Raw genomic sequence first — 14,569 nt, forward strand, 5'->3', positions numbered from 1 at the left:
CTTCCCGCGGGGGAAGCCGTCTGTTATTTGTATTGATAATAGTAATAGCCGCTGCCGCCGCGTTGCTTTCGTTGGTTCAAAACTACGCCGACCAGTTTCGCATTAGCGGCTTCAAGCAGTTCTTTCGCCTTAGCGGCGGCAGCGATTTCTGTCTTGCCGCTGGCAACGACCAACACCGTGCCGTCACATTTGTTCGCTAAAATTTGCGCATCAGTGACTGCCAACACTGGTGGAGTATCAAAGAGGACAAGGTCGTACATCTCTTGCAGTTCGTGCAAGAGGCGGTCCATTATTCTGGAACTGAGCAATTCCGCTGGATTTGGCGGGATCGGCCCAGCTGTCAATACCGTTAAGTTTTCAACGGCCGTCCCTTGCAAGGTAGATGACAGCGAAGAGGCGCTTGTCAGCACACTTGTCAGCCCAGCGTAGTTGTTTAAGCGGAACGTGTAATGCACTGTTGGTTTGCGCAAATCGGCGTCAACGAGCAACACCTTTTTCCCTTGTTGTGCGAACACAACAGCCAAGTTAGCGGCAGTTGTCGATTTTCCCTCCGATGGAGCGGAAGAGGTGACCATCAGTGACCGCAGCGGTTCATCGATGAAAGAAAATTCAATGTTCGTTCGAATTGTCCGGTATTGTTCGGAAATTGAGGATTTTGGATCATCAAAGGCGATCAAGCTTCGTTCTGCCTTTTGAAATTTTTTACGGTTACTAACGGCCAATGGTCTCCCTCCTTGCTCGTTGCATACTCATGGCTGTTCTTGTCGTGTTTGCTGCCTGCGGAGATATGATGCTGATCGAACCAAGCACCGGCAAACCAAGATGTTTTTCGACGTCCTCTTCCGTTTTGATCGTGTTGTCCAAATACTCAAGCAGGAAGGCAAGTCCTACACCAGTCATCAAACCGACGACAAAGGCGATGGCCATATTGAGAAGCGGCTTCGGTTTGACCGGGGCTTGATGTTCTTTCACTTCCGCTTTGGAAAGAATCGTAACGTTGTCGATGTTCATGATTTTGACGATTTCGTTTTTGAACACTTCGGCCGTCTTGTTGGCGATCTTGGCCGCCATGGCGGGATCTGGGTCTTGGACGATGACGGAGAACACTTGCGAGTCTTTCTCGCTTGACACCTGAATTTGTTCGTTTAGTTCATCGAGCGTCCGGTCGAGACGGAGCTCGTTTTTGACTTTTTCCAAAATCGCCGGGCTTTTGATGATGACGCTGTACGTGTTAATGAGCTGCACGTTCGTTTGGATTTCGTTGAAGTTGTAAAGCTGCTGCTCCGATTTCGCCTGGTTGACGAGAATTTGCGTTGACGCTTGATAAATCGGCGTCAAGACAAAATAGCTGACCGCACCGCTCACAACGGTGGCCAGTGCCGTGATCAAGACAATGAGCCAAAGCCGTTTGCGCAATATGTCGAACAGCTCGCGCAAGCTGATCGTTTCTTCCATTGTGTCCCCCCCCCTATGATCTCCTATCCGCATCTTTCGACAATCGATGGACATTCCCATTATAGCGGATATAAACAGACATATCTAGCCGAAATCAGTACTAATTTTGGCCAAACAAAAATAGGCCGCCTTAGAAGGCAGCCTTTGTCTGCGTTATTCGTCTTTGTTGTCTTTGTCGTTGGCGTCTCGCGGGTCTTCAATCGGGTCTTCGCGGTCCGGAACTGCGTCACGCTCATCGTCACCCGGTCCGTTGTTCGTGTCGTCTCCCGGCGGGAGTTGGTTGTTTTGGTTGTCGTTCAGATCGGTATCGCGGGTGTCCGGGATGCCGTCATTGTCTTTGTCGTTGTCGACATTATCGTTTTGGTTGATGTCATCGGCCGGGTTCATGTCTTGATCGTTGACATCGTTTTGATTGTTGTTCGGCGGCGGTGGATTGTTGTTATCGCGGTTCATATTGCATCCAGCCGCTAAAAAGAGGGCGACGAAGGCGCTGAACAACCGGATCAACAGCGCTTTTTTCTTCATCCTATCTGCTCCTTTCTGTTTGTTGTTGTGACCTTATGTAAGGCCGGTCCTTGTTTATCTTTCCCAGAAAGAAACTTTTCATTCGTTCGCTATATAGCGCAGCCGACAAGAAAAAACGCGCTCCCCAAAGGAACGCGTTTTGTTCAGTCAGCTGGTTTGTCGCCAAGAGCGAACATCAACTCCGTTTCGCAGACGAGCTCACTGTCGACGGTAGCGACGCCTTTGCCTTTGCCGATGGCGCCGCGGGCGCGGAGGATCTCGACTTCAAGGCGAATTTGGTCGCCCGGTTTGACTTGTTTTTTAAAGCGGCAGTTGTCGATGCCGGCGAAAAAGGCGAGGCGGCCTCGGTTTTCCTCGCTTTGCAGGAGGACGACGGCGCCGACTTGGGCGAGCGCTTCGACGATCAACACGCCGGGCATGACCGGGTATTTAGGGAAGTGGCCGGCGAAAAATGATTCGTTGGCGCTCACGTTTTTGATGCCGACGGCGCGCTTCCCTTCTTCGATTTCGACGATGCGGTCAACAAGCAAAAACGGATAGCGGTGCGGGATGATGGACTGGATTTGCTGGATGTCAAGCATGGGCAAACTCCTTTCTCTCGTTTGGCGGCTTAATCAGCCGCGGTCCGTTCCTTTCTCGACGATATCGATGATGTGCTTCCACGTGGACGGGCGGAATACATCGAGCGGCTTCCCATCACCGATGGCGCTGTAGCCGACGACCGCGCCGGCGGCGAGGCTTGCGGCCATCAAGACGATCACGAAGATCAGCCGAAGCCAGATCGGGATGAGCCGGGTGCGGACGAACCGGCGCGGCGCGGCCGCCTCCCCTTCCGGCGGAAGGGCTTTGGCTTCTGGTTCGGCGGGAGCCGGCGGGCTCTTTTTCACTCGGCCTTTCCGCCTCGCCATCCGCGAAGACGGCGAGTGCATACGTTCTTGATGCCTCTCATCACTCATAGCGATCCTCCTTATGAGGAGCGCATGCCGTTAATCAGCCCGAGCATTTGTTCAGATATGGAAATGGCGCGGGCGTTCAGCTGATACGCTCGGCTTGTCGCCATCAGGCCGACCATTTCCTCGCCAAGGTCGACGTTCGACTGTTCCAAGGCGCCTTGCTTGACGCTGATTTGACCGCGCAAGTTGCCGTTGAGCTCCCGTGCAGCGCCGGGAACGGCTGGCAAGGTAAAGACGTTGTCGCCTTGCGCTTCCAAAAGCTGCGGGCGGTCAATGGCCGTGACGCCAAGGTTGACGCGGGCGACGACGCGTCCTGCGGCATCAACTGCCGTCAGCGTCCCGGTAGGGGACAGCTGAAAACCGGTTGCTCCGGCGGGAAGCTCGATGGGCTCGTTCGCTTCATCGAGCACCGGGCGGCCATCGCTCGTGACAAGGGCGAGGCGCCCATCCATCGGCGTGATATAAAAGTTGCCGGCGCGGGTGTAGCCGATCGTTTCCGCTCCATTTTGATCGGTCAGACGGACGCGGAACCATTGGTTCTCGGCCGTCAAAGCAAAATCCAAGCGGCGTCCGGTCTCGACAAGGGCGCCTTGTGCGAGGATGAGCATCGTCGAAGCGAGACGCGCCCCGTTGCCATAGCGCACGCCCGCCGGCGTTTGCCGGGGCGCTTCGTCGTTCGGCAGGCGGTCGATTTGTTGGGTCAAGAGCTCGGCAAAGCTCGCTTCGCGCCGTTTAAAGCCGACGGTGTTGCTGTTGGCGATGTTATGGCTGATCGTATCAAGCCGCTCTTGCAAAGCGTTCATCGTGTTGGCGGCGGTGAGCATCGAGCGAAGCACGGGCTTGTCCTCCTTTTGTCATCATTTCAGGCGGCCGACTTCGTTGACGGCCTTATCCAAGCTGCGGTCGTACGCTTGGACGATTTTTTGGTTTGCTTCAAACGTGCGGTAAGCGGCGAGCAAATCGGTCATCGTCCGCTCGATGTCGACGTTTGATCTTTCAAGAAAACGCTGTTTCAGCGTATACGTCGCATTGCCGGGCGCCTGCGGCAGCAGGCCTATCGTGCTGCGGAATAAACCGTTTCCTTCCTTCACCAACGCTTGCGGGTTGGCGGCGAATACGACGCCGAGACGGGCGGCCGTCCCATTCTCATCGATGATCGTTCCGTCGTCGCGAACAGAAAACCGCTCGCTTGAAAGCGGAATGCGCCTGCCGTTGTCATCAAGCACATACCAGCCCTCTTGCGTCGTCAAGTAGCCGTCCGGGCTCAAGGTGAAATGGCCGTTTCTCGTGTAGCGGACTTCGCCCTCGCCCGTTTCGATGGCAAAAAACAGCGCGCCGCGCTGCCCGCTCGCCGGATCGACGGGGACTTGTCCGTCCACAAGGGCGATATCGGTCGCCAAACCGGTTTCTTTCACATCCCCTTGGCGGAAATTCGGGATGAGCTCTTGCATATAGACGCCCGTGTTAAGCGGTCCAATCACCGTTCGCGTCGGGATGGCGCGCCTTGGGGCGGCCGGTTGATCCTCGAGGCGGCTCATCAGCAGTTCCGGAAACGCCCTCATGGCAGCCGCATCAGCTTTGTATCCCGGTGTTTCGGCGTTCGCTAGATTGTTCGTCAACCAATCGACGCGCCGCTCTTGCGCCAACATGCCGCTCGCGGCGGTATACAACCCTCTTAGCATGACCAGCACCTCTCTTGTCCGATCAGTCAATAAATGCCAAGCAGACGGCAGGCGGGCTAACCGCTCCACTCCTTCCCGTTATAAGCGGACGGAGGCAGCCGCGGCATCCCCAGCCGTTCCTTTTTTGTCCGCAACGCTTGTCCCAGCGGCAGCCGTTTTCACTTTTATGACGAATTCCACCACGCAATGAGAAGGCAACGTTCTTCTAAAGCGGTCTGCGCCCGAATGCACCAAAAAGTTGGCTCCATAAGGTTGATCAATGTGAACAATCTCCTTGCGGAAGGGCGTTCACCATTTCACCGCCGGCGTTTTAAATCAGCTGCGATTTCGGCGCCCGATCGATGTTTTCCAGCATAATCCCGGTGCCAAGGGCGACGCAGTCCATCGGGTTTTCGGCGACGAACACCGGCAGTTTCAACTCTTCCGCTAAAAGCAGGTCGATGCCGTGCAAGAGTGCCCCGCCCCCTGTCAAAATGACGCCGCGGTCGATAATATCCGCCGACAATTCCGGCGGGGTGCGCTCAAGCACGCTTTTCGCGGCTTGTACAATGAGCGACACCGGCTCGCGCAGCGCTCGTTCGATCTCCTCCGACCGGATGGTGATCGTGCGCGGCAGCCCGGTGACAAGATCGCGGCCGCGGACGTCGATTTCTTCGGATCGTGCGCCTGGGAATACCGTTGCGACTTTAATTTTGATTTCCTCGGCCGTTCGCTCCCCGATGAGCAGCTTATATTCGCGCTTGATGTAGTTTAAAATTTCCATGTCGAACTTGTCCCCAGCCATTTTAATGGAAGAGGCGGTGACAATGTCTCCCATCGAGAGAACCGCCACGTCGGTCGTGCCACCGCCAATATCGACGACCATGTTTCCGCACGGCTGAAAAATGTCCATTCCGGCGCCAATGGCTGCGACTTTCGGCTCTTCCTCCAAGTACACTTTTTTGCCGCCGCTTTTTTCCGCTGCCTCTTTGATCGCTTTCCGTTCCACGGATGTTGTGTTCGTCGGGCAACAAATCAAAATGCGCGGTTTGGCGAAAAAGCCTTTTAGGTCGAGCTTGCTTAAGAAATGCTTCAGCATCGCTTCGGTAATGTCAAAATCGGCGATGACGCCGTCTTTGAGCGGCCGAATGGCAACAATATTCCCAGGAGTACGTCCGACCATTCGTCGTGCTTCTTCGCCGACTGCCAGCACTTTGTTCGTATGTTTATCGATCGCCACGACGGACGGCTCATTGAGCACGATGCCTTTGCCTTTGACGAAAATGAGGACGTTCGCCGTGCCTAGGTCAATGCCGATGTCTCGTGAAAACATATGGCTTGCTCCTCCTTGCCTCTGCCTTAAAATCATTCCTAATTGTTTATTTTATCATATTTGCTTGCCGGAATGATACTGCAAACGGCAGATGGCAAGGAAAAAGTCAGTTGTTTTTCACTGCCTGCTTTTTATACTTTTTCTTCGTTGCCTCCCCGCCGCGCAAATGGCGGATCGATTTATGGTAATCGAGAATTTGTTTGACTTCTTGGGCCAGCTCCGGGTTGATTTCCGGCAGCCGCTCGGTCAAGTCTTTATGCACGGTGCTTTTGGATACGCCAAATTCTTTCGCGATGACGCGAACGGTTTTCCTCGTCTCCACGATATACTTGCCAATCTTGATCGTACGCTCTTTGATGTAATCGTGCACACCACTCGCCCTCCCTAAGTTGGATGTGAGAAGTGAGAAGTGTGAAATGAGACTCGTCTTGCCAATGATGAGCGCCGCTTTCGCTGGATGTCTTAGAAGCGTCTTCATCGCGTCGCTTGCCGGTTGTGAACGATCCCCACCTCAACCACTCTCATTGCTGTTCAATTTGTAACATTTTATTAGACAAATCGGGTATATATACCAGAAATATCAAGGAGGACAACGGTTTTTTCACAGTTTTTTGCCGGTTGTAACGAAGAGGAAATGGGAAACGACTATAATATAGAAAAGCCAAAGGAGGAGCGAGAATGGGAAAAGGAAAGACGCTCGGCATCATTGCGGCACTCGTGGGAGCAGCAGCGGTGAGTGCGTTGTTCATGTACACAAACGGCAGTGATCGGCCGCAGGTGAAAGACGATTTGCTTGGCCCCGCTCCGGCGGGCAAACCGGCCCAAGCGGGGGGAAAAGGAATCATTGCTGGGACGCTTGAGCCATCATTGAGATATGAGAAGGAAAACGGCGCCTATGTGTTTACATTCACAGTGAAAAACCAAACCGAACGCGTGCAAACGGTGACATTTACGAGCGGAAAAAAATACGATTACATCTTGTATCGCGACGGACAGAAGGTGAAGCAGTTCAGCGAAGGGAAAATGTTTACCCAGATTTATGAAGAACGGACGTTAAAGCCGGGGGAAGAACTGTCATTTCAAGAGACGTTCCGCGGCTTGGAGCCAGGAGAGTATGCGCTCGAGTGGTGGCTCGCTGACCGAAATTGGCCGAATGCAAGAGCGAAAGTGACGTTTACGGTCGAGTGAAGGCGCTGTTCGTTTTCACGACGGCAGGCGCGTCCACCGTCCGGTGCTGTTTCCGATTGAAATCGTTTCCTTCGTTGCGCTTTCTTGCCTGCGTTATCGCAAAAAGAGGGGCCGATTCAAACGATCGTTCTTTCTTCGCGGAAAATGCATGTGAAGGTGTTTCGCGCGTATATACGGCGATCAAAAAAGGGCGCCCCGTTGCGTTTGTGGGACACCCTATGGCGCGCCGGAATATTACGACAAGAAGACGGCCCCGTACACAAGCGATAAGGCGATGACGTACGCCGGGTGCAGGCGCCATTTGCCAAACATCAAAAAGGCGCTGGCGGCGGCAAGAAGCACCGTTTGGCCGAGCCCGGCCCCTTCATACGACTCACGGAAAAAGTCGATGGCCATGAGTGCAAGCATCACGGCGATCGCTGGGCGGATATAGGCGGTAAGCCGCTTCACTTGCGGCGCGTCTTTCCATTTGTACAACAGTTGCAAGAGCGCCAGCAGCAAAACAAGCGACGGAGCGACGCTGGCAAACACTGCGACAATAGCGCCAAGGACGCCAGCCTGTTCGTATCCGATATAGCCGGCCATTTTCGTCGCAATGGGGCCGGGAAGAGAGTTGCCAAGCGCCAGCACTTCGCTGAACTCGTTGACCGTCATCCAGCCGTAGCGGTCAACGACTTCGTGCTCGATGAGCGGAATGGAAGCCGGGCCGCCGCCGTAGCCGAGAATGCCAGGCCAAAAAAAGGCGAGAAACAGCTGCCAATAGATCATGACGACGCCCTCCTTTCTCCGCCTTTGTCTCTATCCTCCGCCTTTGGCTTGCTTCGGCCGACAAACGCCGCCGCAAGCAACACTGCGACCACAAGCGCCGGGTGGAGGCCGAGCCACTGCAAGGCCAAAAAGCAGGCAAGAAGGAGCAGGGCGGCCGGCCGCCAGCCGAGGGCGGCGCGCGCCTGTTTGGCGAACTGCCACGTCATCTCGGCGAGCATGACAGCCACGACCGGCACGACCGCTTTCGTCATCCCAGCGACCCATGGTGTGTCTTTAAACGAGGATAAGGCGGCCAACAGCACGATCATCAACACGACCGTCGGGGCGGTCGTCGCCAACACGGCGTTCACTAAACCAAGTGCGCCGCCGACACGGTAGCCGATATAGCCGGCAAGCTTCGTGGCGATCGGGCCGGGCAAAGCGTTGGCGATGGCCAAAATCTCTGCGAATTCTTCATCGGTCATCCAGCGGTATTTCGTCACCACTTCAGCGCGCACGAGCGGGATCGAAGACGGACCGCCCCCGTACCCAAGCATGCCGACGCGGAAAAAAGCGAGAAATAAATGCCATTGGTTCATCGAAGTCATCCCTTTATCGCTAGTCTCACCAAGCGGCGACTGCACCGTCCGTGCGCGGCTCCGTCCCGGCGGCGAGCACGCCGGTGTCAGGATCGCGCCAAATGATTTGCCCGCGACCGAACGGACCTCCGTCAAGCGCCACACAGATGTCATGCCCTTTGCGGGCGAGCGCTTCGGCGATATGGCGCGGGAAGTGCGGCTCCACCAACACCGTTTTTCCTTCCATCCACTGCCAACGTGGCGCATCGAGCGCCGCTTGCGGGTTCAAGTCAAAATCGACCGTGTTCATGATCACTTGCAAATGCCCTTGCGGCTGCATGAATCCGCCCATGACGCCGAACGGACCGACTGGCGTGCCGCCTTTGGTCAAAAAGCCAGGGATGATCGTATGATACGGCTTTTTCTGCGGCGCCAGCCCGTTCGGATGGCGTTCATCGAAGACAAAGTTATGGCCACGGTTGTGCAAGGCGATGCCGGTGCCTGGGACGACAAGGCCCGAACCGAAGCCCATATAGTTGCTTTGGATGAATGATACCATATTGCCTTCGCCGTCGGCGGCGGCCAAATAGACCGTTCCGCCTTTTGGCGGCGTCCCCGGCTCCGGTGTGAGTGCCTCCTCGTCGATTTGCGCCCGGCGCGCGGCGGCAAACGACTCCGACAACAGCTCGTCTGGGCTGCAGCTCATATAGCGGCGGTCGGCGATGTACGCTTTCCCATCGGCAAAGGCAAGCTTCATCGCCTCGATTTGCCGGTGGTGCGTCTCGACATCCGGGACACTTGGCACGTCAAACCCGTTCATGATGTTTAACGCCATTAAGGCCACAAGCCCTTGACCGTTCGGCGGAATTTCCCACACCTCATAGCCGCGGTAGGAGACAGAGATCGGCTCAACCCATTCCGGCTCGTACTCGGCGAGGTCATCCGCCGCCAAAAAGCCGCCGTATTGCTTCGAGAAAGCAGCCATTTTTTCCGACAGCTCGCCTCGGTAAAAGCTTTCTGCCTCGGTTTCAGCGATCAAGCGAAGCGTCGCGGCATGATCCGGTGACGCCCACACCTCGCCGATCTTCGGCGCGCGGCCGCCCGGCGCAAACGTTGCAAACCAGGCGGCGAACTCCGGCCCACGAAGCGCTTCTTTGTATGTACGGAACGCCGCAGCCCAGTACTTTCCGAGCACTGGCGACACCGGGTAGCCGTTTTCCGCATAGGCGATCGCCGGCGCGAGCGTTTCCGCAAGCGGCAGGCGGCCAAAGCGTTTTGACAGCGCCGCCCACGCCGCCGGCGCCCCCGGAACGGTCACCGGAGCGAAGCCGTATTTCGGCATCTCCGTATAGCCGCGCTCTTTGAGCGCTTCAATCGAGATCGCTTTCGGCGCATAGCCGCTCGCGTTTAATCCGTACAGCTTCCCGTCCGTCCAAACGAGGGCGAACGCATCTCCGCCGATGCCGTTCGATGTCGGTTCGACAACCGTCAAGCAAGCGGCCGCAGCGATCGCCGCATCAATGGCATTGCCGCCTTTTTTCAACACATCAAGCCCCGCTTGCGCCGCGAGCGGCTGCGACGTTGCGACGACGCCGTTTTTGGCAAACACCGTCATCCGCTGCGATGGGTATGGGTGGTATAGGAAGTCCATGGCAACCCCTCCTCACTTCACTTCATGGCAAGCGACGAAATGGCTTGAAGCCGCTTCTTTCCACTCCGGCCGCTCTTGTTTGCATCGTTCTGTCGCCACCGGGCAGCGCGTATGGAACGGGCATCCTTTTGGCGGGTTGGCCGGGTTCGGCAAGTCGCCTTCAAGACGAATGCGCTCCCGCTTCACGCCCGGTTTCGGTCGAGGAATGGCGGACAGCAATGCTTTTGTATATGGATGGAGCGGATTGGCGTACAGCTCCCGCGACGGAGCCAGCTCCACTGCATGGCCTAAATACATGACAAGCACACGATTACAAAAATGACGCACGACCCCTAAATCGTGGGAAATAAACAAATACGTCAGTCCGTGCTTTTCTTGAATGTATTTTAATAACTTAATGATTTGCGCTTGCACAGATACGTCCAAAGCAGACACCGCCTCGTCGCAAATAACGAGCGACGGATTCAAGGCAATGGCTCGGGCGATGCCAATCCGCTGCCGCTGTCCGCCGCTGAATTCATGCGGGTACCGGTCGTAATGTTCTGGGCGAAGCCCGACTTCTTGAAGCAATTGCAATACCCGCTCTTCGCGTTCAGCCTTTGTCATGTTCGTATGGATGACAAACGCTTCTTCCAAGGCATGGCCGATGCGTTGGCGAGGGTTGAGCGACGCGTACGGATCTTGGAACACCATCTGCATCTCTTTTTTCCACTTTTTGCGTTGCCGTTCCGGCAAGCGGCTGATCTCCTCACCCCGAAAGAAGATGGCGCCACCCGTCGCCTCTTCAAGGCCGAGAACCGTTCGGCCGAGCGTCGATTTTCCGCATCCCGATTCATCGACGATGCCGATGCTTTCCCCGGCAAACACATCGAGGGAGACGTTTTCGACCGCTTTGACATAGCCTTGGATACGCCGCAGCAGTCCCCCTCTGATTGGGTAATATTTTTTGACGTTTTCCAGCTTAAGAAGTGGCTGCTTGGACTGGCTCATGGCTGTGGGCTCCCTCCTCTAGCCAGCAACGGACAGAATGGCTGGCGCTGATCGTTTTCTCTGGCGGCGGCGCCGTGCGGCATTGGTCGGTCGCAAACGGACAGCGCGGGTGGAAGCGGCAACCGTCAATTCGTTCGTGCAAGCTCGGTAGCGTCCCTGGAATCGGTTCAAGCGAATACTCCTCATCATCGACGCTCGGCACGGATTTCAACAACCCTTTTGTGTACGGGTGGCGCGGGTTGGCGAAAATACTTTCGACATCGCCTTCTTCCACTTTCTCACCAGCGTACATGACCATCACTCGATCCGCCATTTCCGCGACCACGCCCATGTCATGAGTGATCAAAATGACGGCCATATTCAATTTTTGTTTCAACTCATTGATCAAATCCAAAATTTGCGCCTGAATGGTCACATCCAAAGCAGTTGTCGGTTCATCCGCAATAAGCAAGCTCGGATGGCAGGCAAGCGCCATGGCGATCATGACACGCTGCCTCATCCCGCCGCTCAACTCATGCGGGTATTGTTTCATCCGCTTTTCCGGAAACGGGATGCCGACTTGCTTGAGCAGTTCAATGCTTCGTTCGTGCGCTTCCCGTTTCGACAGTTTTTGATGAAGCATCAATGGCTCACGAAGTTGATAACCAACTGTAAACACAGGGTTGAGCGCCGTCATTGGTTCTTGGAAAATCATTGAGATTTCATTGCCGCGGATGCGGCGCAGCTCTTCTTTCGACAATTTCACCAAGTCGCGGCCGGCGAACTCAATCGACCCACTCTCGATCGTTCCGTTGTTTGGCAGCAACCTCATAATAGACAGCGAGGTGATGCTTTTTCCACATCCTGATTCGCCGACGATGCAGAGTGTTTCTCCTTTGCGAACCGAAAAAGAAACCCCCCGCACGGCGGAGACTTTTCCCTCCGTCGTGCTGAAGGTCGTGACAAGGTTCTCGACACGCAGCAATGTTTCAGCCATGCTATCCCCTACTCTCTATGAACGTGATAGAGCGACCATTGTCCTGTCGGATCGATCTCCAATCCTTTCACCGATTGATCGACGGCTGCCGTCACAACGCCGTGGTTCATCACGACAACGGCTGCGTCTTTCAGCAAGAATTCATTCGCTTCTTTCAATTTTTGTTTCCTCACTTCTGGATCGATCGTCATACGTGATTCTTCGACAAGTTTGTCAAAGGTTGGGTTGCTGTAGAATGTACGGTTCGATACCCCTGCGTTTTTTGAATGGAAATTTGGATAGAACAGCTCACTGCCATCTGCCGTGCTGTTGGTCCATCCAAGGAATGTCATATCGTATTTTCCTTGCTTTGTTGCGTCAAGGAAGGTTCCCCATTCCATCGATTCAATTTCAGCGTTGATACCAACTTCTTTCAACTGAGCTTGAACGATCTCCGCCATTTTCATGTAATTTGCCGTATTGGCGACCAAAATTTTCACTTTCGTTCCTTTATAGCCATGTTCTTCAACGAGCTGTTTCGCTTTTTCCGGATCATAGGTGTAAGCGACGTTTTCTGACGATTCATCATAGCCGAACACTTTCGGGCCGATGACACTGTTTGATTTCACCCCAAGTCCTTTCAGCTGCTGAATATACTCATCTTTGTTGATCGCATAGGAAACGGCTTGACGGAAGGCGAGTTCGTTCATTGGTTTCTTTTTCATATTAAACCCTAAATAGTAGACCGGCGTGCCCTCTTTTTTAATCAGCTGGACGTTTTTCATCGATTCGATGCGGGACAACTGTTCAGCCGAGATATTGTCGATAAATTGCACATCGCCGATCTGCAGCATCGAAATCGCCGTCGTCACTTCCGGAACAACTTTGAACGTCACTTTCTCCAGCTTCGGCGCACCTTGCCAATAGTCATCGTTTTTCTCTAATGTCACATGGTCGCCCGGCACCCATTCGACAAATTTAAACGGACCAGTGCCAACTGGCTGTTTCATCAAGTCTTGCTTTTGATCGGCTGTCGGACTGACGATAGAAGCATTCGTATGTGACAAAGCCGCCAACATCGGGCCATATGGGTACTTGGTTTTGATTACTACCGTGTAATCATCTTTCACTTCGACCGATTCAACCGGTTCAAGAAGCGAGGCCCGCGGCGCCGCCGTCTTCGGATCTCTCAGCTTATCAAACGTATACTTGACTGCTTCGGCGTTAAAATCAGTGCCATCATGAAACTTGATGCCTTTTCTCAATTTAATAACCCACGTTTTATCATCTGGAGTTTCATACGATTCCGCCAAATGCGGCTTGATTTCCATCGTCTCTGGATCGCGGACGAACAACGTTTCATACACTTGCTCGATCACGGCAGAAGATACAGAGTCGTTCGTTAAGATCGGCGAGAGACCCACTGCGTCAGATGTCGTCGCATACGTCAGCTCTTGAACGACATTCTCCTTCTCCTGCGAGCCGGATGATGCACTGTTGGAAGTGGACTTGCCCCCGCATCCGGCCAACGCCGCCGAAACGGCAAGCACAAAAGCAAGCACAACATACGACCAATACGTTTTCTTTTTCACTGGCTTTCCCCCCACAACATATATAAGAGTTTTTATTGATTGATATCCATGTTTGGATCCAGCGCATCGCGCAATCCGTCGCCAACGACGTTAAAGGCGAAGACGACGAGCATAATAGCGATGCCTGGAACGACCGTCATGTGCGGCGACGTCCACATAAACGCCTGGCCAGCGGCAATCATGGCTCCCCACTCCGGCGTCGGCGGCTGAGCGCCGAGCCCCAAATAGCTGAGCGAGGCAGCAGATAAAATGGCAGTTGCCATGCGCATCGTCGCAAACACAATGATCGGCGCCAAACAGTTTGGCAAAATATGTTTGATGATGATACGGGCGTTGCTCGCCCCGAGCGCTTTCATCGCCAAAATATACTCACGATTTTTGATCGACAAAACGCTGCCACGGACGATGCGGGCGCACGTCGGGATCGACCAAATGCTAATGGCGATCGCCACATTCATCAAGCCGGTGCCTAAAATAGCGATGATGAGCATGGCAAGCAAAATTCCCGGAAACGCAAACAGCAAGTCGACAATCCGCATGATCAGTCCGTCGAGTTTTTTGTAATACCCTGCCAACAGGCCGAGCGCCACCCCACCGATGAGCCCTAAGCTGACGGAAACGATGCCGACAACGAGGGAAATGCGGGCGCCATATACGATGCGACTCCAAATATCCCGCCCGTAGTTATCGGTTCCAAGCCAATGTCCATCGGAAAAAACCGGCAGCTCAGCCGCTGACAAATTTTGCTTGACCGGATCATGGGTGGCGAGCCACGGTGCAAAGATGGCCATGAGTACTTGAATGGCGATGATGACAAGCCCCACGATTGCCAACTTGTTTTTCAGCAACCGCCTGAGCGTGGTGATGTACATTTTTTCTTTCTTGCGTCCAAGGTCGGCTGTCGCATGGCCTGTTTTCACCGCTACACCGGTTTCCATTCA

Annotated in this window: 17 protein-coding genes; 1 reads left to right on the top strand and 16 read right to left on the bottom strand. The window is 54.5% G+C overall.

Features of this window, described 5'->3' with window-relative positions; genetic code table 11:
- Positions 1–23: 23 nt before the first annotated feature.
- The 9 genes from LG52_RS16700 to spoIIID all read right to left on the bottom strand — a co-directional run bounded on the left by LG52_RS16700 (position 24) and on the right by spoIIID (position 6,297).
- Positions 24–722, bottom strand: a complete 699-nt coding sequence (locus LG52_RS16700; protein WP_044732794.1) for a CpsD/CapB family tyrosine-protein kinase — start codon at positions 720–722, stop codon at positions 24–26.
- The gene (locus LG52_RS16705) at positions 712–1,455 is read right to left on the bottom strand and encodes a YveK family protein (protein ID WP_044732795.1); all 744 of its coding nucleotides are present in this window, start codon (positions 1,453–1,455) and stop codon (positions 712–714) included. Before LG52_RS16705 ends, LG52_RS16700 begins: the two co-directional genes overlap by 11 nt.
- A 153-nt stretch (positions 1,456–1,608) precedes the next feature.
- Entirely contained in the window at positions 1,609–1,980 is a 372-nt protein-coding gene (locus tag LG52_RS16710) for a hypothetical protein (RefSeq protein WP_044732796.1), read from the bottom strand.
- Positions 1,981–2,123: 143 nt separating this feature from the next.
- Positions 2,124–2,561, bottom strand: a complete 438-nt coding sequence (gene fabZ, locus LG52_RS16715) for a 3-hydroxyacyl-ACP dehydratase FabZ (RefSeq protein ID WP_044732797.1) — start codon at positions 2,559–2,561, stop codon at positions 2,124–2,126.
- A 33-nt stretch (positions 2,562–2,594) separates the two neighbouring features.
- The gene (locus tag LG52_RS16720) at positions 2,595–2,936 is read right to left on the bottom strand and encodes a DNA-directed RNA polymerase subunit beta (RefSeq protein ID WP_044732798.1); all 342 of its coding nucleotides are present in this window, start codon (positions 2,934–2,936) and stop codon (positions 2,595–2,597) included.
- 11 nt (positions 2,937–2,947) lie between these two features.
- A complete protein-coding gene (locus LG52_RS16725; RefSeq protein ID WP_044732799.1) occupies positions 2,948–3,769 on the bottom strand; it encodes a flagellar hook-basal body protein in 822 nt (273 codons plus the stop codon).
- Between the two features lie 21 nt (positions 3,770–3,790).
- A complete protein-coding gene (locus LG52_RS16730; protein ID WP_044732800.1) occupies positions 3,791–4,615 on the bottom strand; it encodes a flagellar hook-basal body protein in 825 nt (274 codons plus the stop codon).
- 310 nt (positions 4,616–4,925) lie between these two features.
- Complete coding sequence (locus LG52_RS16735; RefSeq protein ID WP_044732801.1) at positions 4,926–5,927, bottom strand: rod shape-determining protein; 1,002 nt, start codon at positions 5,925–5,927, stop codon at positions 4,926–4,928.
- A gap of 106 nt (positions 5,928–6,033) precedes the next feature.
- Positions 6,034–6,297 carry a sporulation transcriptional regulator SpoIIID gene (gene spoIIID / locus LG52_RS16740; RefSeq protein ID WP_008880665.1) on the bottom strand — a complete coding sequence of 88 codons (264 nt, stop codon included), beginning with the start codon at positions 6,295–6,297 and terminating at the stop codon, positions 6,034–6,036.
- 308 nt (positions 6,298–6,605) lie between these two features.
- On the opposite strand from spoIIID, the gene LG52_RS16745 reads away from it, so the two are divergent.
- A complete protein-coding gene (locus LG52_RS16745; RefSeq protein ID WP_044732802.1) occupies positions 6,606–7,115 on the top strand; it encodes a BsuPI-related putative proteinase inhibitor in 510 nt (169 codons plus the stop codon).
- 234 nt (positions 7,116–7,349) lie between these two features.
- Here the strand turns inward: LG52_RS16745 and LG52_RS16755 are convergent, their stop codons facing one another.
- The 7 genes from LG52_RS16755 to LG52_RS16785 are packed head-to-tail and all read right to left on the bottom strand — an operon-like array spanning position 7,350 to position 14,566.
- On the bottom strand, positions 7,350–7,883 hold the full coding sequence (locus LG52_RS16755) for a chromate transporter (RefSeq protein WP_044732804.1): 534 nt from the start codon (positions 7,881–7,883) through the stop codon (positions 7,350–7,352).
- Complete coding sequence (locus tag LG52_RS16760; RefSeq protein ID WP_044732805.1) at positions 7,880–8,461, bottom strand: chromate transporter; 582 nt, start codon at positions 8,459–8,461, stop codon at positions 7,880–7,882. Before LG52_RS16760 ends, LG52_RS16755 begins: the two co-directional genes overlap by 4 nt.
- A gap of 25 nt (positions 8,462–8,486) precedes the next feature.
- Positions 8,487–10,091, bottom strand: a complete 1,605-nt coding sequence (locus tag LG52_RS16765) for a gamma-glutamyltransferase family protein (RefSeq protein WP_044732806.1) — start codon at positions 10,089–10,091, stop codon at positions 8,487–8,489.
- Between the two features lie 12 nt (positions 10,092–10,103).
- Positions 10,104–11,081, bottom strand: coding sequence for an ABC transporter ATP-binding protein (locus LG52_RS16770; RefSeq protein WP_044732807.1), 978 nt, complete (start codon positions 11,079–11,081; stop codon positions 10,104–10,106).
- The gene (locus tag LG52_RS16775; RefSeq protein ID WP_044732808.1) at positions 11,053–12,057 is read right to left on the bottom strand and encodes an ABC transporter ATP-binding protein; all 1,005 of its coding nucleotides are present in this window, start codon (positions 12,055–12,057) and stop codon (positions 11,053–11,055) included. Before LG52_RS16775 ends, LG52_RS16770 begins: the two co-directional genes overlap by 29 nt.
- An 8-nt stretch (positions 12,058–12,065) precedes the next feature.
- Entirely contained in the window at positions 12,066–13,628 is a 1,563-nt protein-coding gene (locus LG52_RS16780) for a glutathione ABC transporter substrate-binding protein (RefSeq protein WP_044732809.1), read from the bottom strand.
- Positions 13,629–13,660: 32 nt separating this feature from the next.
- A complete protein-coding gene (locus LG52_RS16785; RefSeq protein WP_044732810.1) occupies positions 13,661–14,566 on the bottom strand; it encodes an ABC transporter permease in 906 nt (301 codons plus the stop codon).
- Between the last annotated feature and the right edge of the window lie 3 nt (positions 14,567–14,569).

It is taken from the genome of Geobacillus kaustophilus (assembly GCF_000948285.1).
Classification (GTDB): Bacteria; Bacillota; Bacilli; order Bacillales; family Anoxybacillaceae; genus Geobacillus; species Geobacillus thermoleovorans_A.

Bases quoted from the DNA above. Each gene is read 5' to 3' on its own strand.
- LG52_RS16705 (WP_044732795.1), bottom strand. From the start codon at position 1,455: ATGGAAGAAACGATCAGCTTGCGCGAGCTGTTCGACATATTGCGCAAA.
- LG52_RS16755 (WP_044732804.1), bottom strand. From the start codon at position 7,883: ATGATCTATTGGCAGCTGTTTCTCGCCTTTTTTTGGCCTGGCATTCTC.
- LG52_RS16775 (WP_044732808.1), bottom strand. From the start codon at position 12,057: ATGGCTGAAACATTGCTGCGTGTCGAGAACCTTGTCACGACCTTCAGC.
- LG52_RS16735 (WP_044732801.1), bottom strand. From the start codon at position 5,927: ATGTTTTCACGAGACATCGGCATTGACCTAGGCACGGCGAACGTCCTC.
- fabZ (WP_044732797.1), bottom strand. From the start codon at position 2,561: ATGCTTGACATCCAGCAAATCCAGTCCATCATCCCGCACCGCTATCCG.
- LG52_RS16730 (WP_044732800.1), bottom strand. From the start codon at position 4,615: ATGCTAAGAGGGTTGTATACCGCCGCGAGCGGCATGTTGGCGCAAGAG.
- LG52_RS16760 (WP_044732805.1), bottom strand. From the start codon at position 8,461: ATGAACCAATGGCATTTATTTCTCGCTTTTTTCCGCGTCGGCATGCTT.
- LG52_RS16765 (WP_044732806.1), bottom strand. From the start codon at position 10,091: ATGGACTTCCTATACCACCCATACCCATCGCAGCGGATGACGGTGTTT.
- LG52_RS16720 (WP_044732798.1), bottom strand. From the start codon at position 2,936: ATGAGTGATGAGAGGCATCAAGAACGTATGCACTCGCCGTCTTCGCGG.
- LG52_RS16710 (WP_044732796.1), bottom strand. From the start codon at position 1,980: ATGAAGAAAAAAGCGCTGTTGATCCGGTTGTTCAGCGCCTTCGTCGCC.
- LG52_RS16785 (WP_044732810.1), bottom strand. From the start codon at position 14,566: ATGGAAACCGGTGTAGCGGTGAAAACAGGCCATGCGACAGCCGACCTT.
- LG52_RS16770 (WP_044732807.1), bottom strand. From the start codon at position 11,081: ATGAGCCAGTCCAAGCAGCCACTTCTTAAGCTGGAAAACGTCAAAAAA.
- LG52_RS16745 (WP_044732802.1), top strand. From the start codon at position 6,606: ATGGGAAAAGGAAAGACGCTCGGCATCATTGCGGCACTCGTGGGAGCA.